This is a genomic window from Streptomyces durbertensis, from assembly GCF_014156695.1.
Classification (GTDB): domain Bacteria; phylum Actinomycetota; class Actinomycetes; order Streptomycetales; family Streptomycetaceae; genus Streptomyces; species Streptomyces durbertensis.
In genome coordinates, this window is sequence record NZ_WMLF01000053.1 from 1 (window position 1) to 19,462 (window position 19,462).

The window sequence follows — 19,462 nt, forward strand, 5'->3', positions numbered from 1 at the left end:
GCCCTCCCGGTCGCCCCCGGCCGGCCGCTCCCGGCCGGCACTCCCGGCCCCGGTCCGGAATCCCGGACCCGGGCCCGCCGGAGCGGGCGGCGGGCCGGCCCGGCCGGGACGGTCGCCGCGCGGGGCCGTCCCGTTCCGGTACCGGCGTCGAATTCACGCCCCGGGGCCGAATGCGCGCACCCGGGCCCCGAGAGCCGGATGCTTCGCGCACCCGAGCGATTTCCCGCGTCTTCCCGGCGTCTTCCCACGTCCTGCCGCGCCCGAGGCGCGTACCGACTGCGTCTTCAGTGCGTCCTCAGTGCGCCTTCAGTGCTTCGTGAGCGCGACTTCCACACACCTTCGGCGCGCCTTCAGCGGCGTCCGACGAGGTCGAACGTCAGGGGTTGGCCTTCTTGTAAGCCTCACGGATGGTGGTGGGAACCCGGCCGCGCTCATTGACCTCGTAGCCGTTCTCCTTCGCCCACGCGCGAATCTTGGGCGTTTCCGCGCTGCTGCTCGAAGCGGTCGTGGAACGCGCGGCCTTCGCTCGGCCACCGGAGCCGCGACCGGTACGGCGACCGGCCTTCACGAACTCCGCGAGGGCGTCGCGCAGCTTGCCCGCGTTCTCAGCGTTGAGGTCGATCTCATAGGACTTGCCGTCCAGCGCGAACGTCACCGTCTCGTCGGCTTCGCCGCCGTCGAGGTCGTCTACGAGAAGGACCTGGACCTTCTGTGCCACCGGCTTACTCCCATTCACTGCCGCCGCCCTGGACTGGATGGCAGGGCAGACATAACCGATTAACGATTTTGACGACGCCAGCAAACCGCTTTTTCCCCGGAAACACAAACCCTCCGGCAGGTTTGCTCCGCTCTCGACACGACTCGGCAGGACCTTTCGGACAAAAAGACCTGCCGCGTGACATCACCGTGACGCGGAGACACCGCCCCGAGCACGGAGACCCGTTCGCGGAGAGGTGTTCAGAGATGCAGAAGCATCCGGCTGTTGCCAAGGGTGTTCGGCTTCACCCGTTCGAGACCCAGGAACTCGGCGACACCCTCGTCATAGGAACGCAGCAGCTCGCTGTAGACATCACCGTCGACCGGGGCTTCACCGATCTCGGCGAAGCCGTGCCTGGCGAAGAAGTCCACCTCGAAGGTGAGGCAGAAAACGCGTCGCACTCCCAGCCAGCGCGCGGTCTGCACCAGCTTCTCCAGGAGCCGGTGGCCCACTCCCGCGCCCCTGAGCGCCGGGTCGACGGCGAGTGTGCGGACCTCTGCCAGGTCCTCCCACATCACGTGCAGTGCGCCGCAGCCGACGACTTCCCCGTCGTGGTCGCTCTCGGCCACCCAGAACTCCTGGATGTCCTCGTAAAGCGTGACGGTGGCTTTGTCCAGCAGGATACGGTCCGACGTGTAGATGTCGAGGAGCCGCCGAACCGCACGCACATCGCCGGTGCGGGCCCGCCGGACCGTGACCGCTGTTATGGCATCAGGCATGAGCGAACGCTATCGCCTGTCGGGGCCGTCAGGGTTCCACGCCGTCCGGCCGGTCCTGCTCGCCGGCTCCTTGCACCGCATTGAGGCCGACAACGCGCAGGGCGTCGCGCAACGCTTTCGTCTGTTCCGGCGACATCATCCCGAAGAACGCCACCAGGGCGGCGGCGGGGTTGTCGCTCGCCGACCACGCCTCGTTCATCAGCGCGGCCGAGTACGCGGCGCGGGTGGACACCGCCTCATAACGATAGGCGCGACCTTCCTGCTCACGGCGCAACCAGCCCTTCTGGTGAAGGTTGTCCAATACCGTCATGACGGTCGTGTACGCGATCTGCCGTTCTTCTCGCAGATCCTCCAGCACTTCGCGCACGGTGACCGGACGGTTCCACTCCCACACCCGTGTCATGACGGCGTCTTCGAGATCACCCAGTGGTCGCGGCACGTCACGAATTGTAGGCGCGGGGACGGCCGCGGGGCCCGCGCGACGCGTGAAAGGCCGGTGGGAGTCCACTCCCACCGGCCTGCGGTCCACCGCGCGGGTCAGGCGCGGTTGGCCTCGCGCCGCGCGGCCTCCCTGGCGGCGAACGCGGCGTCCACCGCCGCGTCCTCCTTGGACTTGTTCGGGCCGCCCTGGCTCTTGACGATCGTCACGATGAGCGCGGTGAAGGCGACGGCCATCACCGCGGACGGGGTGAGTGCGGCGATGTACTCCATGCTGCTGGCCTCCTCGGTGCGCGGCTGGGGCGCGTCCTGGTGCGCGTCGGCCCGCCACACGTCGGCGGGCCACGTCGGCACCCAGAGTAGGACAGACCGCTCCGCCCCCGGCGCCGGGGGCGGCGGTCGGGGGCGGAAACGAGCCGGGAACCGGCCGGGACCGTGACCGGAAGAGGCGCCCCGGCTCGGTCGCTCAGGCGAGCAGGGCGGCCGGCAGGACGTCCTGCGCCGGGGGCGGCGCGGGGCGGCGGCGCGGCGGGAAGACCTCCGCGGGCGTGGGCACCGGCCTGGCCGGGTCGGGGCCGGGCCGGCTCGGCTTGGCCGGTGACGCGGGCCGGGGCCGTGCGGGGGGCTTCGGTTCGGGGCGCGGCTTGTTCTCGTCGGCGCAGGTCGGGGCCGCCGTCATCGGCCGGCCGCCGGGACGGGCCTCCGGCAGCCGGCCGGGGCGGACCTCGGGACGGCCACCGGGGCGGGACGCGGGCAGGCCGGAGAGGCCGCCGGACGGGCCGTCCGGCAGGCCGCCGGGCAGGAGCAGCAGCGGCCCCCGGACGCCCGGCAGCGCGGCGCGGACGAGCAGCATCGCCCGGCGGGCGGCCTCGTACGGGCCGGTGCGTTCGGCGCAGAGGCCGCGCAGCGCGCTCAGGTCCTCGTCGGTGGGGACGTACCCCGAGGTCAGGGCCTCCTGGAGCTGCGTGAGATAGCCGGCCGCGGAGCCGGGCAGGGCGGCGCGGTACCGCTCCAGGTCGGCGAGGAGGAAGGCGCGCGCCCTGTCGGCCTCGGCGGCCGTCTCGTCCACGGCTCGGGCGAGCCGCAGACAGGCGCGGACCTCATGGTCCGAAACGAGCGTGGGCTGAGCGGCGTTGGCCAGCGCGCGCCGGAGTACACGCAGCTCGTCGGCACTGAAGGCCATTCCGCCTCGGGAACCATGTGGAGTGGGCATAGTGTGACGATAAGCGCTAATCGGACGAAATGCCCTGAACAACGCGCGCACCCCGGTCCGGACGAGCCGTCGGACCGGGGTGCGGGAGTGCGGAGGTACCGCGGGCGGGTTACAGGCGGGAGGCGTTGCGCTCGTAGACCAGACGCAGGCCGATGAGTGTCAGCCAGGGCTCGTGCTCGTCGATCACCGTGGACTCGCCGAGCACCATCGGGCTCAGCCCGCCCGTGGCGATGACGGTCACGTCGTCCGGGTCGCCGTCCGGGCCGACCAGCTCGCGCGCCATGCGGTTGACGACGCCGTCGACCTGCCCGGCGAAGCCGTACAGGATGCCGGACTGCATGGCCTCCACGGTGTTCTTGCCGATGACACCGCGCGGCTTGGCCAGTTCGATCTTCCGCAGCTGCGCGCCGCGCACGCCCAGCGCCTCGACGGAGATCTCGATGCCGGGCGCGATGACACCGCCCGCGTACTCCCCGCGCTCGGAGATCGCGTCGAAGGTGGTGGCCGTGCCGAAGTCGACGACGATGCTCGGCCCGCCGTACAGCTCGTTCGCGGCGACGGCGTTGACGATGCGGTCCGCGCCGACCTCCTTGGGGTTGTCCATGAGGATCGGCACGCCCGTCTTCACACCCGGTTCGACGAGCACGGCGGGGATGTCGCCGTAGTACCGCCGGGTGACCTCGCGCAGCTCGTGCAGCACGGACGGCACGGTGGAGCAGATCGCGATGCCGTCGATCCCGTCGCCCAGCTCCATGCCGAGCAGCGGGTGCATGCCCATCAGGCCCTGGAGCAGGACGGCCAGTTCGTCGGCGGTGCGGCGGGCGTCGGTGGAGATGCGCCAGTGCTCGACGATGTCGTCGCCGTCGAAGAGGCCGAGGACGGTGTGCGTGTTGCCGACGTCGATGGTGAGGAGCATCGTCAGGCGCCTTCCCTCAGGTCCAGACCGATGTCGAGGATCGGCGAGGAGTGGGTGAGGCCGCCGACGGCGAGGTAGTCGACACCGGTGCGGGCGTACTCGACGGCGCGCTCCAGGCTCAGCCCGCCGGAGGACTCCAGGCGGGCGCGGCCCGCGACCAGCGCCACGGCGGCGGCGGTCTCCTCGGGCGTGAAGTTGTCCAGCAGGATCAGGTCGGCGCCCTCGGCGAGCACCGGTTCGAGCTGGTCGAGACGGTCCACCTCGACCTCCACCGGCAGGTTCGGGAACGCCTCCCGGACCGCCTTGAACGCGGCGGCGACCCCGCCGGCGGCGACGACGTGGTTGTCCTTCACCAGCGCCGCGTCGGACAGCGACATGCGGTGGTTGACGCCGCCGCCGCAGCGGACGGCGTACTTCTCCAGGGCGCGCAGGCCCGGCGTCGTCTTGCGGGTGTCGCGGACCCTGGCGCCGGTGCCGGCGAGGGCGTCGGCCCAGGCGCGGGTGGCGGTGGCGATGCCGGAGAGGTGGCACAGCAGGTTGAGCGCGCTGCGTTCGCCGGTCAGCAGGTCGCGGGTGCGGGTGCGGACGGTGAGCAGCTTCTGCCCGGGCTCGACGCGCTCGCCGTCCTCGACGTGCCGCTCGACCTCGAAGTCCTCGGTGCACACCACCGACAGCACCGCCTCGGCGACGCGCAGCCCGGCGACCGTGCCGGCCTGCCGGGCGGTGAAGTCGCCGACCGCGACAGCGTCCTCGGCGATGGTCGCCACGGTCGTGACGTCGCCCAGGCCCTCCTCCAGGTCCTCCGACAGCGCGAGATAGGCGATGTCCTCCACCTGCACCGGGTCCAGGCCGGCGTCGGCGAGCAGTCGGGCCAGCTCCGGGTCCAGGCCGCACTCGACGCCGTCTGCGGCCTCGCCGCCCGCGCAGCCGCAGCCGTCGCCGCAGCCGCCGGCCTCCTGCGGCGCGTCCGCCAGGTCGAGTGACGGTCCGGCCGGCCGCCGCCCTGTGTCGTCGGGGCGCTGGGCGCGCTCGTCGGGGCTGGTCACGGCGTCTCCTCGGGTTCTGCGGCGGGCTGTGCGGGGTGGTCTGCGGCGTCCTCGGCGGCGAGCGCCTCGGGGGCGGCGACCGGCGGGAAGCCGGTGCCGTCCGTCGTGCGCACGGTCAGGGCGCGCGGGTCGCCGGGGTCGAGCGTAACGACCAGATGCCGGCGCCAGCGCGCGTCGTCGGAATCCGGGTGGTCCTCCCGCCAGTGGCAGCCCCGGGTCTCGGCGCGGCGGCGCGCCGCGGCGACCAGCACGGCGGCGACCAGCCGCAGGTTGGCGGCCTCCCACGTCTCGGTGCCGGGCTCGGCCGGCTTCACGGGCCGGGCGGCGGCGCTCCCCGCCGGGTCCAGGGCGGCCAGCTCGGCGGCCGCCGCGGCCAGGCTCTCCGCCGAGCGCAGCACCCCGGCGCCGCGCGTCATGACGCGCTGCACCGCGCGGCGCGTCTCGGCGGGCGGCAGCGGCAGCTCGCGTCCACCGGTCACCGGCGGCCCGGGGCGGTCGGCGGAGGCGGCCGCGTCCACCACCGAGTCCGCGATGCGCTCGGCGAAGACCAGGCCCTCCAGCAGCGAGTTCGACGCGAGCCGGTTGGCGCCGTGCACGCCCGTGCAGGCGACCTCGCCGCACGCGTACAGGCCGGGCACGGTGGTCCGGCCGGCCAGGTCGGTGCGGACGCCGCCGGAGGCGTAGTGCGCGGCGGGCGCCACCGGGATCGGTTCGGTGACCGGGTCGATGCCGTGCGCGCGGCAGGCGGCGAGGATCGTGGGGAAGCGTTCGGCCCACATGCGGGCGCCGAAGTGCCGGGCGTCCAGGTACATGTGCTCCACGCCCTGCTCCTGGCAGCGGCGGGTGATGCCCTTGGCGACGATGTCGCGCGGCGCCAGCTCGGCCAGCTCGTGCCGGCCGACCATGAAGCGCACCCCGTCGGCGTCGACGAGGTGGGCGCCCTCGCCGCGTACCGCCTCGGAGATCAGCGGCTGCTGCCCCTCGGCGCCCGGCCCGAGGTACAGCACGGTCGGGTGGAACTGGACGAACTCCAGGTCGCTGACCTCCGCGCCGGCGCGCAGGGCGAGCGCGACGCCGTCGCCGGTGGAGACGGCCGGGTTGGTGGTGGCGGAGAAGACCTGGCCCATGCCGCCTGTGGCCAGGACGACGGCGGGCGCGTGCACGGCGCCCACCCCGTCGTGCTGCCCCTCGCCCATGACGTGCAGGGAGACTCCGGCGGTGTGTCCGGCCGCGTCCTTCAGCAGGTCGAGCACCAGGGCGTGCTCGACCGTCTCTATCGACCCACCGCCCGGGGTGCCGGACGCCCGGACCTCCTGCACGGCCGCGACCAGCGCACGCGATATCTCGGCTCCCGTGGCGTCGCCGCCGGCGTGCGCGATGCGGCGCCGGTGGTGGCCGCCCTCCCTCGTGAGCTCGATGCGTCCGGTGGCCGGCTCGGTGTCGAAGACGGCGCCGGTGTCGATCAGGCGGCGCACCGCGTCCGGGCCGTCCTCCACCAGCAGCCGCACGGCGGTCCCGTCGCACAGTCCGGCGCCGGCGACCAGGGTGTCCGCCAGGTGCTGCTCGGGGCTGTCGCCCTCGCCGAGCGCGGCGGCGATGCCGCCCTGCGCCCAGCGGGTGGAGCCGGCGTCCAGCAGCGCCTTGGTGACGATGACCACCCGCAGGCCGGCGGTGGCGCAGCGCAGCGCGGCGGTCAGCCCGGCGACGCCGGAGCCGACGACGGCGACGTCCGCCTCGATCGCCCAGCTCGGCTCGGGCGCGGCGAGCCGCACCGCCGGGAAGGCGCCCGTCTCCGAGGCGTAGTCCTGCGGACCGGTCATGCCGGGCTCCCGAGATCGAGTCGTACGTTGTCGATGAGCCGGGTGGTCCCGACCCGGGCGGCGAGCGCCAGCACGGCCGGACCCCGGTGGCTTCCCCCCACGTCGGCGAAGTCCACGGGGTCGACCAGCGCCAGGTAGTCCAGGTCGACGCCCGACGCCCCGGCCAGCACCCGGCGCGCGGCGTCCAGCACCTCGGCGGGCCCGGCGCCCTCCTCCGCACGCTCGGCGGCGGTGAGCAGCGCGCGGGAGAGCACCAGCGCCCGGCCGCGCTCCTCGTCCGACAGGTAGACGTTCCGGCTGGACAGCGCCAGCCCGTCCGGCTCCCGCACGGTCGGCACGCCGACGATCTCGACGGGGAAGTCCAGGTCCCGCGCCATGCGGGTGATCAGGGCGAGCTGCTGCGCGTCCTTCTCCCCGTACAGGGCCAGGTCCGGCTCGGTCAGGTGGAGCAGCTTGGCGACGACGGTCAGCACGCCGTCGAAGTGCCCTGGCCGGTGGGCGCCCTCCAGCCGCTCCCCCATCGGGCCGGCGCCGATCCGCACCAGCGGCTCGCCGCCGGGGTAGACCTCGTCGACCGCCGGCGCGAAGACCACGTCCGCGCCCGCCTCGGCGGCCTTCACCACGTCGGCGTCCAGGGTCCGCGGGTAGCGGTCCAGGTCCTCACCCGCGCCGAACTGGAGCGGGTTCACAAAGACGGTCACCACCACCTGGCCGCTCGGGCCGACCAGTTCCCGGGCCCGGCGGACCAGCCGGGCGTGGCCCTCGTGCAGAGCGCCCATCGTCATCACCACGGCCCGGCGGCCGGCGTGCGGCCAGGCGCGGAGTCCGGCGGCGGTGTGCAGCAGCGCGGGGCCGTCCTGCGGCGCGGCCGGGCGGGGCGTGGGCTGGTTCATCGGGTGGGCTCCCCGTCCGAGAGGACCCCGAGCAGGTCCTCGGCCAGTTCCGGCTTGAGCAGTCCGTGGGCCAGCGCCCGGTCGGCGGTGGCCCGGGCCATCGCGAGATAGCCGGCGACCATGCCGGGGGCGTGCGCGCGGAGTTCGGCGATGTGCGCGGCGACGGTCCCGGCGTCGCCGCGCGCGACCGGTCCGGTCAGCGCGGCGTCCCCGGACCGCAGGGCGTTGTCCAGGGCGGCGCCGAGCAGCGGGCCCAGCATCCGGTCGGGGGCCCGCACCCCGGCCTGCTTCAGCAGTTCGCTCGACTGGGCGACGAGGGTGACCAGGTGGTTCGCGCCGAGCGCCAGCGCCGCGTGGTAGAGCGGGCGGGCCTCCTCGGCGATCCACTCCGGCTCGCCGCCCATCTCGATGACCAGCGCCTGCGCGGCCAGCCGCAGCTCCTCGGGCGCGGTCACGCCGAACGAGCACCCGGCCAGCCGCTGCACGTCCACCGTGGTGCCGGTGAAGGTCATCGCGGGGTGCAGCGCGAGTGGCAGCGCGCCGACCCGCAACGCGGGTTCCAGCACACCGACGCCGTACCGTCCCGACGTGTGCGCGACGAGCTGTCCCGGACGTACCGCGCCGGTCTCGGCGAGGCCGGCGACCAGGCCGGGCAGGGCGTCGTCCGGCACCGTCAGCAGCACCAGTTCGGCGCGGGCCAGCACCTCGGCGGGCTCGACCAGCGGCACGCCGGGCAGCAGTTCGGCGGCGCGGCGGCGGGAGGCGTCGGAGACGCCGGAGGCGGCGACCGGGCGGTGGCCGGCGAGCGCGAGGGCGGCGGCCAGCGCGGGGCCGACCCGGCCGGCCCCCACCACGCCGACGGCCAGGCGCGCGGGCCGGTCGGCCGCGCGCGCCGGGCCCGGGGACTGTGGATCGTTCACTGAGCTGTGCCTTCCGTTCCAGTCCGCGTGGTCTCGGTACCGGACGATCGCGGCCATGCTACGCGCCGCCCGCGGGCCGCGCCCGCCAGCCCGCGTTCCGACCACCTTCCCTGCCGAGGTCCTCTCGACCACCGCCGGCACGTGCGCCCGGCGGCGGAACGAGCGGACGAGTGGAGCGACGCCGTCGAAAAAGCCCCCGACCACCCACCCCCACGTGCCCAGCACGCGTTTTTCTCGGCGGTGTCGCGGAACTCGGCCGCGGCCGCCACACCGCACGCCCCCGGCGCCACAGCGGCACTCCGGGGGCGTACGGTCCGCAGGCCCGCTGCGCGGGCCGCTCTCAGCGGCGGTTCAGCGACTTCTTGAGTCGCTTCCCCTCCGGCGACTCGCCGAGCGTCTTCCACAGCCGGTCGGAGCTGGTGGAGACGTAGACGCCGGGCGCGCCCTGGCCGCCGCAGCCGTCGCCGTAGGAGACGACACCGATCTGGATCGGCGCCTTCCGGCCCGGCACGTTGCGGAAGATCGGGCCGCCGCTGTCGCCCTGGCAGGAGTCCTTGCCCTCGACGCCGGCGCAGAAGTTGACCCGGTTGTTGTACTCCTTGTAGCTCACCTTGCACTCGCTGTGCGACAGGATCGGCACCCGCACCTGGCGCAGCCGGTCCGGGGTGTTGGGCAGCTCGGTGTCGGTGTTGCCCCAACCTGTGACCACGGCCTTCTGGCCGGGCCGGATGAGCGCGTCGGTGCCCTGGGTGGGCATCTTGATCGGGGTGATGCCCTTGACCGGCTTGGCCAGTTCCAGGAAGGCCACGTCGTAGGCGTCGTTGCCCTTGGTGTAGCGCGGGTGGATGACGATGCCGCCGGCGTCGCCCTTGCCGGCCGGCTTCCGCACGTCGCGTATCTGCCCCTGCTTGGCGGACAGCACGGTCCGGCCGACGACGACCTGGAGGTCCTTGGCTTTCTCGCCCTCCACGCAGTGCGCGGCGGTCATCACGACGTACGGGTCGACGAGGCTGCCGCCGCAGAACTGCCGCTTGAGCGCGCTGCCCTTGCCCTTGTAGAGCACGCCGGCCATGAACGGGTAGGCGTCGTTCGACACCTCGGTCCCGCCGATGATCGCGTGCGCGGACGGCGCGGTGGCCGCGACGAGCGACAGGGCGGCGACGGACGCCAGCCCGCCGGCGGCCAGACGCTTCCCGGCCTTGGTGGTGAAACGGAATGACATGAGGGGGTGGCTCTCTTCTCGCTGAGATCTCTTCCGGGCACGTCAAACAGCCCTGACGAATCGTCAGGAATTGCGCCGGAAACGGTCGTCGGCACATTAGAAGCGTTTACCGAGAGCCGTCAAACCGCCTTTTCCGCACGGCATGGAAAGGCCGCGCACGGCCAATTCCCAGGTTTTACCGGGCGGACCCCACGCTGACCGGACAGACGCGGGGACGGCCCGCGGGGTTGCCCCACGGGCCGAACTCGTCACCCCGCATCAGGCCTTGCAGGCACGGCGGTTGGCCTGGACCAGGCGGCCGGTGCGCCACCGGCGGAACCACCGGCTCCGCAGCGGCCGCCCCACCGCCGGCGGACGCCTCCCGGAATTCCGCCGACGGGATTCCCGGTACGCCTCCCGGTAGGCGTACCGGAGTTCTTCAGGAATCAACCACTCGTCGCTTCCGGGAACGGGCGCGGCAGGGTCCCGGCGCTCGGCGAGACGGTGCAGGGCAAGAAAGTACTCGGCGTGAAGACTCATGGCGTTCACGCTGCACCCGGCCGGCCCCCGCCGGCACGCCGATTGACGGAGGCCGTCAAACGAGGTGCCGGACCGCCCGGCCGACCGGCACGATGTCCGTCATGAGCGTGGCCATCGACATCACCGGACTCCCCGCCGAGCGCGTCGTCTTCGCGCCCTCACCGCTCGCTGAGCTGGGGGCCGCCCTCCACGTGCTCTCCGAGCCGGCGCACCACCCCGGGCTGCACGCGTGGGCCACCACCACAACCGCCCAGCTCAAGCCGGACCTCGCCGGCCGCCTCGCGGAGGCCGACTTCCTGTGGCGCTCCACCCGGTCGGACATCATGCTGCCGACCGGCGCCCGCCCCGGCGCCACGCTCGCCGAGGACCTCGACACCCTCGACACCATGGACGACGAACGCTTCGTCCAGGCCGCGCTGGAGATCAACTGCTCCGCCGACTACTGCGGCGAGGGCCCCTCCCCGCTCGTCGACCCCGCCGCCCGCGAACGCGCCCTGGACCGGGCCGCCGCAAGAGGCCCCAGGCAGCTCGAATTCGCCCTCCACCTGCTCACCGACCCGCCCACCGTGCGCAGATGGATACGCCGCCTCTTCGAGGACTGCGACCAGGCGTTCTTCGCCGACACCTGGCAGCGCGTCCAGCCCCAACTCGCCGCCGACGCGCGCCACAAGACCGAACTCCTCCAGCGCCACGGACTCGCCGACGCGCTCGCCGCCGTCTCCCCCGCCGTGACGCTGGACCAGACCGGCGCAAGGACCCGCGTCCTCGTCGACAAGCTCTCCGACGGCCGGACCGACGCGAACGCCGGCGCCGAGCCGGGCGTCACCCTCGTCCCCACCACCTTCGGCTGGCCGCACCTGCTGGTGCTGCACGCCCCCGGCTGGCGGCCGGTGATCGAGTACCCGGTCGCCGCCCCCGAGATGCGCCCCGGGCCGCACTCCGTCGCGATCATGGAACGGCGGCTGGAGGCGCTGGCCCACCCGCTGCGGATGCGGCTGTGCCGCCACCTGGCCCGCGCCCCGTACACCACCGGCGAGCTGGCCGGCGCGCTGGGCGTCAGCGCCCCGGAGGTCTCCCGCCACCTCAAGGTGCTGCGCCAGGCCGGGCTGCTGAGCACCCGCCGCCAGGGCCGCTACGTGCAGCACCGGATGGACGTCCCCGTGGTCGCCCGCCTCGGCAGCGACCTGCTGGAGGCGATCCTCCGCTGACCACGCGGCACCCGGGGCCCCCGCCGTCACGAGCCGCCGGCGCGGACAAGTCCCGTCTCGTAGGCGAGGACCACGGCCTGCACGCGGTCGCGGACCTCCAGCTTGGTGAGGATGCGGCCCACGTGCGTCTTGACCGTCGCCTCCGACAGCACCAGCTTCTTCGCGATCTCCCCGTTCGACAGCCCCTGCGCGATCAGCACCAGCACCTCGCGCTCCCGTTCGGTCAGCCGCTGGAGCTCCTTCGCCTGCGGCTCCGGCGCCCCGGACGGCAGCATCGGCGAGAACTGGTCGATGAGCCGCTTGGTCGTCGACGGTGCGACCACGGCGTCGCCGCTGTCCACCGCGCGGATCGCCGCGAGCAGTTCGGCCGGCGGCACGTCCTTCAGCAGGAAGCCGCTGGCGCCGGCCTTGAGGGCGGCGAACGCGTACTCGTCCAGGTCGAAGGTGGTCAGTATCAGCACCTTCGGATCACCGGGGCCGCCCTGGCCGAGCTCGCAGATCCGCCGCGTCGCCTCCACCCCGTCCACGTTCGGCATCCGGATGTCCATCAGCACGACGTCCACGGCGGTGGCCCGCAGGATCTCCAGCGCCTCGGCGCCGTCACCCGCCTCCGCCACGACCTCCATGTCCGGCTGGGCGGCGAGCACCATGCGGAAGCCGGTGCGGAGGAGGACCTGGTCGTCGACGAGCATGACACGCACGGTCATTTCAACGGGCTCCTGTTGTGTCTCGGGTGGCGGTTCGGGCCACGGCGGTTCGGGCTGTGCCCGCGAAGGGACGTGGTGGACGGGAAAGCTCGACGGGGGGCGGACGGTTCGAGCGGCCTCATCCGGCGCCCCTGAAGGGCAGTTCGGCGCGGACGCGGAAACCGCCGCCGGTGCGCGGCCCGGCCTCCAGGCTGCCACCGACCATGCCGATGCGCTCCCGCATGCCGATCAGCCCGTGACCGAGCCCGTCGGCGCCGCCACGGCTGTGCACCTCGTCCGGCGCGCCGCGCCCGTCGTCCTCGGCCAGCAGCGTCAACGCGTCGTCCCCGTAGGTGAGCCGGACGGTGGCGCCGGCGTGCGGGCCGCCGTGCTTGCGGGTGTTGGTCAGCGCCTCCTGAACGATCCGGTACGCCGTCAACTCCACCCCGCTCGGCAGCGGACGCGGCCTGCCCTCGATGCGGAAGTCCACCGGCAGGCCGGTGCCCCTGACCTGCTCGACCAGGTCGTTGAGCTGCTCGACGCCGGGCTGCGGCACGTACTCCCCGCCGCCGCCCTCGCCGCTGCGCAGCACGCCCAGCAGCCGGCGCATCTCCGTCAGCGCCTGCCTGCCGGTGCTGGAGATCGTCTCCAGCGCCTGCCGCGTCTGGTCGGGCGCGGTGTCCAGCACGTACGCGGCGCCGTCGGCCTGCACCACCATCACCGACACGTTGTGGGCCACGACGTCGTGGAGCTCTCGGGCGATGCGGGCGCGTTCGGCGGCGACCGTCGCCTGGGACTGCGCCTCCCGCTCCCGCTCCAGCCGGGCCGCCCGTTCCTCCAGCTCCGCGTAGTAGGCGCGGCGCGTCCGCAGCGAGTCGCCGAGCACCCAGGCGAAGCCCAGGGAGAGCAGGTAGAACAGGAACTCCACGACAAGCGTGACGGTGTCGTTCGCCTCCGACCAGCGCGCGACCGCGAGCGCCGGACCCACCACCACCCCGACCAGCGCGAACCGGGACGCCCACACCACCGTGCGCGCGGCGACCGTGTAGACGATGACCAGCATCGCGAGGTTCATCGGCATCACAAAGACGCCGGTGGCGACCTGGAGGAGGCCCGCGACGGTCGCCAGGACCAGCATCCGCTCCGGCACACGTCGGCGCAGCGCCATCACCAGGGCGAGACAGACCATCACCAGCACCCCGGCCACGTCCCGCATCGGGCCGCCGCCGACAAAATGGTGGGGACCGGCCAGCAGGTAGGGCAGGCTGAGCAGCACCAGGACGGCGGCCCAGGAGCCGTCGACCCACGTGGGATGCCTGCGCAGGAACTCATAGAGCCGGTTCACGTCACCCAGCGTAGGCAGGCCCGACGGCCTCCCGGGTCAGCCCGCCGGTCGATCCGCCGACGCCTCAGCTACTCCGCAAGGTGGATGCCGCCTCCCCCGGGCCGGCGCGGTCCACCCCCTGACGACCGGAACCGCCGCTCCGCCCGGCCGCCGCTCCTTCTAACGTGAACGCGTGACAGACGACTGGAACGGGTGGCGGGCCGCCACCGAGCGCGCCCTGTACGGACCTGACGGCTTCTTCGTGCGGGAGGCGCCCGCCTCGCACTTCCGCACCTCCGTGCACGCCTCGCCCCGGTACGCGGCGGCCGTGGCCGAACTGCTGCGGCGCGTGGACACCGCGCTGGGCGGCCCACCGGAACTGGCGTTCGTGGACGTCGGCGCCGGGCGCGGCGAACTGCTCACCGGCGTGCTGGCCGCCACACCCGCCGGGCTCGTCGAGCGGCTGCGGCCCGTCGCCGTCGAACGCGCCGCCCGCCCACCGGGTCTTGATCACCGCATCGAGTGGACCGCCGAGCCGCCCCGGCGGGTCACCGGGCTGCTGTTCGCCAACGAGTGGCTGGACAACGTGCCCTGCGAGGTCGCCGAGACCGACGGCGACGGCGCCTGGCGGCACGTACTCGTCCGCGCCTCCGACGGCGCCGAGCGGCTCGGCGAACCCGTCACGGGCGAGGACCTGGCGTGGCTGCGCCGCTGGTGGCCCCTGGAGGACCAGCCCGAACCGGGACTGCGCGCCGAGATCGGCCTGCCCAGGGACACCGCCTGGCACGACGCCGTCCGGACCGTCACCGACGGACTCGCCGTCGCCGTGGACTACGCGCACACCAGGGCCGACCGGCCGCTGTTCGGCACCCTCACCGCCTACCGCGACGGGCGCACCGTCCGGCCCGTCCCGGACGGCTCCTGCGACCTGACCGCGCACGTCGCACTCGACGCGTGCGCCGCCCACGCCGGCGGCGGGACGCCGCGCAGCCAGCGCGACGCGCTGCGGGCGCTCGGCGTCGACGGCCGACGGCCGACGCAGGAACTCGCCCTGCGCGACCCCGCCGGCTACCTCCGCGCCCTCAGCCACGCCGGAGAGGCCGCCGAACTGCTCGACCCGGCCGGCCTCGGCGCCCACACCTGGCTGCTCTGCCCCCGAGGCCGCCTCCACGACCACGACCTGCTGACGCCGCCGTAGCCGGCGTCTGGCCGGCACCTCCCACGCGCCGGTCGGGGCGTGGCGGGTGCCGGTTGAGGCGCCGGGCGCCGGTCAACCGCGTCGCGCGCCCGACGACGTACCCGCCCGCTGGTCGCCGCGTCCGCGCCTCCGTCGGACCGGCCGATCCGACCGGGGCTCCGACGACGCGACGGCTCCGCCGGCCGGGTCCGTCGGGGGGTCCGCCGCAAGCCGGCGAGCATCGGACGTCCGCGCCGGGGACGGGCGGGCAGTCCCGCGCCACTCCCGGCACGGCACAGCACCGGGCGGACCGGACCAGACCGGGTGCGCGGGCAAACCATGCTCCGGGTGACGCGGAAGGTCTGCCGACCCCCGGGGGTCGGTCACGTCAGCCAGCGGTCCGGGCGGGCGGTCCGGCGGCCCGTCCGGGACCGGTCGGCCTGGGCGTCGACGATCGCGTACGCCTCGTCGACGTCCCGCAGCCGGGCGGACGCCGTGCCGTTGGCGCCGTGGTCCACCAGCACGTCCGCCAACCGCAGCCGCCGCTCCCACGGGCCCTGGGTCAGCCGCACGCTCTGCACCTTCGCGTGCGGCACCAGCGTCAGCTCCCGCCGCAGCAGCCCGCGCCGCGTCGCGAACACCGCGTCCGTCACTCCGTGCCCGTACCCCTGCCACCAGACGGGGACCGCCCAGCGGGCGCGGCGCGGCACCGGCCGCGCCACCCGCGCCGCCTCGTCCAGGTCGACGCCCGGCAGGACCCTGGCCAGCACCCCGGCCGCCACGCCCCTCGGCGCCACCGGGAGCAGCACCGAGTTCCCGATGTCCGAGCCCGCGACCTCCAGCTCCACGCGCACCCAGTCCAGCCGCCGCCACAGCAGCGGCTCGACGATCCGCACCGACTGCACCCGGCCCGGCGGGACCGTCGCGTGCTCCCGGTTCAGCAGGCCGTGGTCCAGCCGCAGCCCGTCCGGCGACTCGGCGACCTTCCAGTCGTACTCGGTCAGGTACCGGCCCAGCGTGGCGACCCACGCCCCGCCGAGCATCGGCACACCGGTGGCGATCGCCGCGCCCACGCTGCCGGTCCACGAGTAGATCAGCACCGGTACGAAGATCGTCGCAAGCAGGAAGCCCCAGCCCGTGCCCATCAGCAGCAGCGCCACCGTCAGCCGGCTCGGCGGCACCCGCACCAGCTCCCGCTCCGGCGCCTCACCGGCGCTGGGCGCCGCCTCGGGGGCTATGCCGGCCGCCCGCGCGAGCAGCTCCGCCCGCAGCGCGACGGCGTCCGCCTCCCCGACGAACGCCAGCTCGTCCTTGTCGTTCGTACCGACCACGTCCAGCTTGAGCTTCGCCACGCCGACCGCCCGGGCCAGCAGCGGACGCGTGACGTCCACCGCCTGGAGGCGGTCCAGCCGGATGTGCGCCACCCGGCGGAACAGCAGCCCGGTGCGGATGCGCAGCTCGGTGTTGGTGACCTGGTAACTCGTCACCCACCACGACAGGAAGCCGTACGCGGCGGCGGCCGGCAACAGCAGCAGGAACGCCACCAGCAGCCAGCCGAGGGTGAGCTGGGTGAACCACTCCCTGGCCCGGTTGAAGTCCTGCACGGCGAACACGGCGAGCGCGGCGATCGGCGCCCACGTGCGGCGCCACGGCGTGACCGGATGCAGCCGGCGGCCCTCCGGCCGCGCGGGCAGCAGCCGCGCCAGGCCCCGGGCGGCGGCCGGCTCCCCGGAGCCGGCGGGCCCGGTACCGCCGGGCGGGTGGTCCCGCCGCCAGCCCCGGTGCTCCGGCCGCTCCGAGTCCTCAGGCGTCTCCGGCGTCTCAGACCTCTCCGGCCCCTCCGGCCTCTCCTGCCTCTCCGGCATGCCGCTCACAGCCCCGCCGACCGGGCCTCGCCCAGCTCCGTCAGCCGGTCCCGGAGCCGCTCGGCCTCCTCCGGCACCAGGCCCGGAATCGCGGCGTCCGTCGCGGCCGCCGCCGTGTGGAGCTGCAACCTGGCCAGCCCGTACCGCCGCTCCAGCGGCCCCGACGTGACCTCCACCAGCTGCATCCGCCCGTACGGCACCACCGTCATCTCCCGCCACAACACCCCCCGGCTGATCAGCAGGTCGTCGGCGCGCTCGGCGTACCGCCAGGAGCGCCAGTTCCGGCCCAGCGCGAACCAGCCGAAGACGGTGACCGCCACCAGCGGCACCATCAGCACCGTCCACACCGGCCCCACCAGCACCCACAGCAGCACCGTCTGCGCCAACAGGATCGGCGGCACGGTCAGCAGCAGCACCGTGCGCCGCATCCGCAGCAGCGCCCGCTCGACCCCGCGCCACTCCACGTCGTCACGCGCCGGCGCGGCAGGCGAAGGCCCGCCGCCCGGCGGCGCCTCCACCCCCGGCGCTCGCTCCGTGGGCACTCCCTCACTCCCCGTCTCCATACGGCCAGCGTAGGCGCAGGTGAGGACCCGTGTATCGGCCCAAAGAACGATCCCTCAAACCTCCCACGGGGGAGATCGCGGGCGGAGCTGTCAGACTATGCGCCATGACGGAGACGACGGTCGGCATCGGAGGCGCCGCCATGTCCAGCACGGACATGGTGCTGAACATCGGACCGCAGCACCCCTCCACGCACGGCGTGCTGCGGCTGCGACTGGTGCTCGACGGCGAGCGCATCAGCGCCGCCGAACCCGTGGTCGGCTACATGCACCGCGGCGCCGAGAAGCTCTTCGAGGCCCGTGACTACCGGCAGATCATCGTCCTCGCCAACCGCCACGACTGGCTGTCGGCGTTCTCCAACGAACTGGGCGTCGTCCTCGCCGTCGAACGCATGCTGGGCATGGAGGTGCCCGAACGCGCGGTGTGGCTCCGCACCCTGCTCGCCGAGCTGAACCGGGTGCTCAACCACCTCATGTTCCTCGGCTCCTACCCCCTGGAGCTCGGCGGCATCACGCCGATCTTCCACTCCTTCCGCGAGCGGGAGGACCTCCAGCACGTCATGGAGGAACTGTCCGGCGGCCGGATGCACTACATGTTCAACCGCGTCGGCGGCCTCAAGGAGGACCTGCCGGCCGGCTGGACCGGACGCGCCCGCTCCGCCGTCGCCGCACTCCGCTCCCGCATGACGATCTTCGACGACCTCGTCCTCGGCAACGAGATCTTCCGCGTCCGCACCCGCGACGTCGGCGTCCTCTCCCCCGCGACCGTGCACGCCTACGGCGTGAGCGGGCCCATCGCCCGCGCCTCCGGCGTCGACTTCGACCTGCGCCGCGACGAGCCGTACCTCGCCTACGGCGAACTGGCCGACACCCTCACCGTCAGCACCCGCACCGCCGGCGACTGCCTCGCCCGCTTCGAGGTGCTGCTGGAGCAGACCCGCAACTCTCTCGACCTCGCCGACGCCTGCCTCGACCGGCTCGCCGAGCTGCCGCCGGGCCCGGTCAACCAGCGCCTCCCCAAGGTCCTCAAGGCCCCCGAGGGCGCCACCTACGCCTGGACGGAGAACCCGCTCGGCCTCAACGGCTACTACCTCGTCTCCAAGGGCGAGAAGACCCCGTACCGGCTGAAGCTGCGCTCCGCCTCGTTCAACAACATCCAGGCGCTCACGGAACTGTTGCCGGGCACGCTGGTCGCCGACATGGTCGCCATCCTCGGCTCGTTCTTCTTTGTCGTCGGCGACATCGACAAGTAGCGGGCCCACGACCCCGGGCGCACCGCCCTCAGGAAACGGCGCGCCGCAGGTCGGCCGCGCCGCCGCCCTCGTCGCCGTCGCCGTCCGCCGAGTCGTCCTGCCCGGCCTCGCCCTCCGCGAGGTCGACGACCTTCCCCACGGCGGGCCGCACCCGCCGCGACCGCTGCCCCGGCAACCCGCGCAGCTCTCCGCCGGCCTCCGCCCCCTCAGCGGACTCCGCCACCGCCTCCGGCTCCACGTCCTCCTGCGGGCCCGCCTCCGGACGCCCGGGCCCGAAGTAGTCGAAGCCGTCGTCAGGCTTCTCCGACCCGTCACCGGCAGCCGCCTCCACCTGCCGGCGCCGCTCCTGCTGGTAGGCGTACCGCCGCAGGTTGCTCAACGCCTCGTCGGCCCGGAGGTAGGTCAGCCGGGTCGGCGCGCCCGACGGCTGCCGGTGGTCGGCGGCGTCCGCCGCCAGCTCCTTCACCGGCTCGGAAGCGGCGATCGCCAACTGCCGACGACCCTCCAGCGCGCTCGCCCGCTCGGTCTCCGCCGTCGCGTACCGCCGCAGCAGCGCAGCGTGCTCGGTCCGCAGCTTCGTCAACTCCGCCCGCTTCGCCCGCAGCAGCTTCTCCAGCTTGCCGCGCAGCTCCCGGGCCTCCTCGATGTCCGCCTCGAGCTCCGCCTGACGCTCGTCGGCCTGCCACGCGGCACTCGCCTGCGCCGCCTTCACCTCGCCGACCCGCTTGCCCGCGTCTCGGTCCCAGGCCCGCATCAGCACGGCCCCGGCCACCGCGGCGGCCGCCGCGCCGAACACGGCTCCCCGCAGCAGCCCGGCATCGCCCATCAGCAGGCTGCCGCCGGCGCACAGCAACGCGAAGCCGGCGACCGATGACGGCACCAGCAGCTTGTGCAGCGGCGGCGCTTGACGGTGACGTCCTCTGGGC

General features: G+C 74.0%; 19 protein-coding genes. 3 read left to right on the top strand and 16 right to left on the bottom strand.

The annotated features are described in order from the left end of the window. Positions 1–376: 376 nt before the first annotated feature. From GL263_RS05910 to GL263_RS05960, 11 genes are all read right to left on the bottom strand, one after another. Entirely contained in the window at positions 377–718 is a 342-nt protein-coding gene (locus tag GL263_RS05910; protein ID WP_182854511.1) for a histone-like nucleoid-structuring protein Lsr2, read from the bottom strand. 239 nt (positions 719–957) lie between these two features. Then, complete coding sequence (locus tag GL263_RS05915; RefSeq protein ID WP_182854512.1) at positions 958–1,476, bottom strand: amino-acid N-acetyltransferase; 519 nt, start codon at positions 1,474–1,476, stop codon at positions 958–960. Between the two features lie 28 nt (positions 1,477–1,504). Beyond that, positions 1,505–1,915: a BlaI/MecI/CopY family transcriptional regulator gene (locus tag GL263_RS05920; RefSeq protein ID WP_182854513.1), complete on the bottom strand. Its 411-nt coding sequence runs from the start codon at positions 1,913–1,915 to the stop codon at positions 1,505–1,507. 98 nt (positions 1,916–2,013) lie between these two features. Further along, positions 2,014–2,268 carry a hypothetical protein gene (locus tag GL263_RS05925; RefSeq protein WP_182854529.1) on the bottom strand — a complete coding sequence of 85 codons (255 nt, stop codon included), beginning with the start codon at positions 2,266–2,268 and terminating at the stop codon, positions 2,014–2,016. A 112-nt stretch (positions 2,269–2,380) separates the two neighbouring features. Continuing rightward, positions 2,381–3,127, bottom strand: a complete 747-nt coding sequence (locus GL263_RS05930) for a hypothetical protein (RefSeq protein ID WP_182854514.1) — start codon at positions 3,125–3,127, stop codon at positions 2,381–2,383. Between the two features lie 109 nt (positions 3,128–3,236). Continuing rightward, entirely contained in the window at positions 3,237–4,043 is an 807-nt protein-coding gene (locus tag GL263_RS05935; protein WP_143648735.1) for a type III pantothenate kinase, read from the bottom strand. Between the two features lie 2 nt (positions 4,044–4,045). Next, complete coding sequence (gene nadC / locus GL263_RS05940) at positions 4,046–5,089, bottom strand: carboxylating nicotinate-nucleotide diphosphorylase (RefSeq protein ID WP_438947921.1); 1,044 nt, start codon at positions 5,087–5,089, stop codon at positions 4,046–4,048. Beyond that, the gene (locus GL263_RS05945) at positions 5,086–6,909 is read right to left on the bottom strand and encodes an L-aspartate oxidase (RefSeq protein ID WP_182854515.1); all 1,824 of its coding nucleotides are present in this window, start codon (positions 6,907–6,909) and stop codon (positions 5,086–5,088) included. The genes nadC and GL263_RS05945 overlap by 4 nt, the downstream gene beginning before the upstream one ends. After that, the gene (gene panC / locus GL263_RS05950) at positions 6,906–7,802 is read right to left on the bottom strand and encodes a pantoate--beta-alanine ligase (protein ID WP_182854516.1); all 897 of its coding nucleotides are present in this window, start codon (positions 7,800–7,802) and stop codon (positions 6,906–6,908) included. The genes GL263_RS05945 and panC overlap by 4 nt, the downstream gene beginning before the upstream one ends. Further along, entirely contained in the window at positions 7,799–8,722 is a 924-nt protein-coding gene (locus tag GL263_RS05955; RefSeq protein WP_182854517.1) for a Rossmann-like and DUF2520 domain-containing protein, read from the bottom strand. Before GL263_RS05955 ends, panC begins: the two co-directional genes overlap by 4 nt. Before the next feature lie 340 nt (positions 8,723–9,062). After that, positions 9,063–9,944 carry a S1 family peptidase gene (locus GL263_RS05960; RefSeq protein ID WP_182854518.1) on the bottom strand — a complete coding sequence of 294 codons (882 nt, stop codon included), beginning with the start codon at positions 9,942–9,944 and terminating at the stop codon, positions 9,063–9,065. A gap of 620 nt (positions 9,945–10,564) precedes the next feature. Here GL263_RS05960 and GL263_RS05965 point away from each other — a divergent pair. After that, positions 10,565–11,671 carry a DUF5937 family protein gene (locus GL263_RS05965; RefSeq protein WP_182854519.1) on the top strand — a complete coding sequence of 369 codons (1,107 nt, stop codon included), beginning with the start codon at positions 10,565–10,567 and terminating at the stop codon, positions 11,669–11,671. Between the two features lie 26 nt (positions 11,672–11,697). Here the strand turns inward: GL263_RS05965 and GL263_RS05970 are convergent, their stop codons facing one another. Next, positions 11,698–12,378, bottom strand: a complete 681-nt coding sequence (locus tag GL263_RS05970) for a response regulator (RefSeq protein ID WP_182854520.1) — start codon at positions 12,376–12,378, stop codon at positions 11,698–11,700. Positions 12,379–12,496: 118 nt separating this feature from the next. Beyond that, positions 12,497–13,702: a sensor histidine kinase gene (locus GL263_RS05975; protein WP_182854521.1), complete on the bottom strand. Its 1,206-nt coding sequence runs from the start codon at positions 13,700–13,702 to the stop codon at positions 12,497–12,499. A 172-nt stretch (positions 13,703–13,874) separates the two neighbouring features. Between GL263_RS05975 and GL263_RS05980 the strand changes: the two genes are divergently transcribed. Next, entirely contained in the window at positions 13,875–14,879 is a 1,005-nt protein-coding gene (locus GL263_RS05980; protein ID WP_182854522.1) for an SAM-dependent methyltransferase, read from the top strand. 362 nt (positions 14,880–15,241) lie between these two features. On the opposite strand, the gene GL263_RS05985 is transcribed toward GL263_RS05980, so the two are convergent. Next, positions 15,242–16,723, bottom strand: coding sequence for a PH domain-containing protein (locus GL263_RS05985; RefSeq protein WP_182854524.1), 1,482 nt, complete (start codon positions 16,721–16,723; stop codon positions 15,242–15,244). A gap of 5 nt (positions 16,724–16,728) precedes the next feature. Continuing rightward, positions 16,729–17,286 carry a PH domain-containing protein gene (locus GL263_RS05990; protein WP_182854525.1) on the bottom strand — a complete coding sequence of 186 codons (558 nt, stop codon included), beginning with the start codon at positions 17,284–17,286 and terminating at the stop codon, positions 16,729–16,731. A gap of 104 nt (positions 17,287–17,390) precedes the next feature. Here GL263_RS05990 and GL263_RS05995 point away from each other — a divergent pair, with 104 nt between their 5' ends. Further along, positions 17,391–18,536 carry an NADH-quinone oxidoreductase subunit D gene (locus GL263_RS05995; protein ID WP_182854526.1) on the top strand — a complete coding sequence of 382 codons (1,146 nt, stop codon included), beginning with the start codon at positions 17,391–17,393 and terminating at the stop codon, positions 18,534–18,536. A 28-nt stretch (positions 18,537–18,564) separates the two neighbouring features. On the opposite strand, the gene GL263_RS06000 is transcribed toward GL263_RS05995, so the two are convergent. Further along, the coding region (locus GL263_RS06000) for a hypothetical protein (RefSeq protein WP_182854527.1) at positions 18,565–19,462 on the bottom strand (898 nt) is incomplete at its 5' end.

Excerpts from the sequence above, each read along its gene's own strand:
- GL263_RS05990 (WP_182854525.1), bottom strand. The coding sequence starts at position 17,286 with ATGGAGACGGGGAGTGAGGGAGTGCCCACGGAGCGAGCGCCGGGGGTG.
- GL263_RS05995 (WP_182854526.1), top strand. The coding sequence starts at position 17,391 with ATGACGGAGACGACGGTCGGCATCGGAGGCGCCGCCATGTCCAGCACG.
- GL263_RS05930 (WP_182854514.1), bottom strand. The coding sequence starts at position 3,127 with ATGCCCACTCCACATGGTTCCCGAGGCGGAATGGCCTTCAGTGCCGAC.
- GL263_RS05970 (WP_182854520.1), bottom strand. The coding sequence starts at position 12,378 with ATGACCGTGCGTGTCATGCTCGTCGACGACCAGGTCCTCCTCCGCACC.
- GL263_RS05985 (WP_182854524.1), bottom strand. The coding sequence starts at position 16,723 with ATGCCGGAGAGGCAGGAGAGGCCGGAGGGGCCGGAGAGGTCTGAGACG.
- GL263_RS05935 (WP_143648735.1), bottom strand. The coding sequence starts at position 4,043 with ATGCTCCTCACCATCGACGTCGGCAACACGCACACCGTCCTCGGCCTC.
- panC (WP_182854516.1), bottom strand. The coding sequence starts at position 7,802 with ATGAACCAGCCCACGCCCCGCCCGGCCGCGCCGCAGGACGGCCCCGCG.
- GL263_RS05915 (WP_182854512.1), bottom strand. The coding sequence starts at position 1,476 with ATGCCTGATGCCATAACAGCGGTCACGGTCCGGCGGGCCCGCACCGGC.
- GL263_RS05965 (WP_182854519.1), top strand. The coding sequence starts at position 10,565 with ATGAGCGTGGCCATCGACATCACCGGACTCCCCGCCGAGCGCGTCGTC.
- GL263_RS05945 (WP_182854515.1), bottom strand. The coding sequence starts at position 6,909 with ATGACCGGTCCGCAGGACTACGCCTCGGAGACGGGCGCCTTCCCGGCG.
- GL263_RS05960 (WP_182854518.1), bottom strand. The coding sequence starts at position 9,944 with ATGTCATTCCGTTTCACCACCAAGGCCGGGAAGCGTCTGGCCGCCGGC.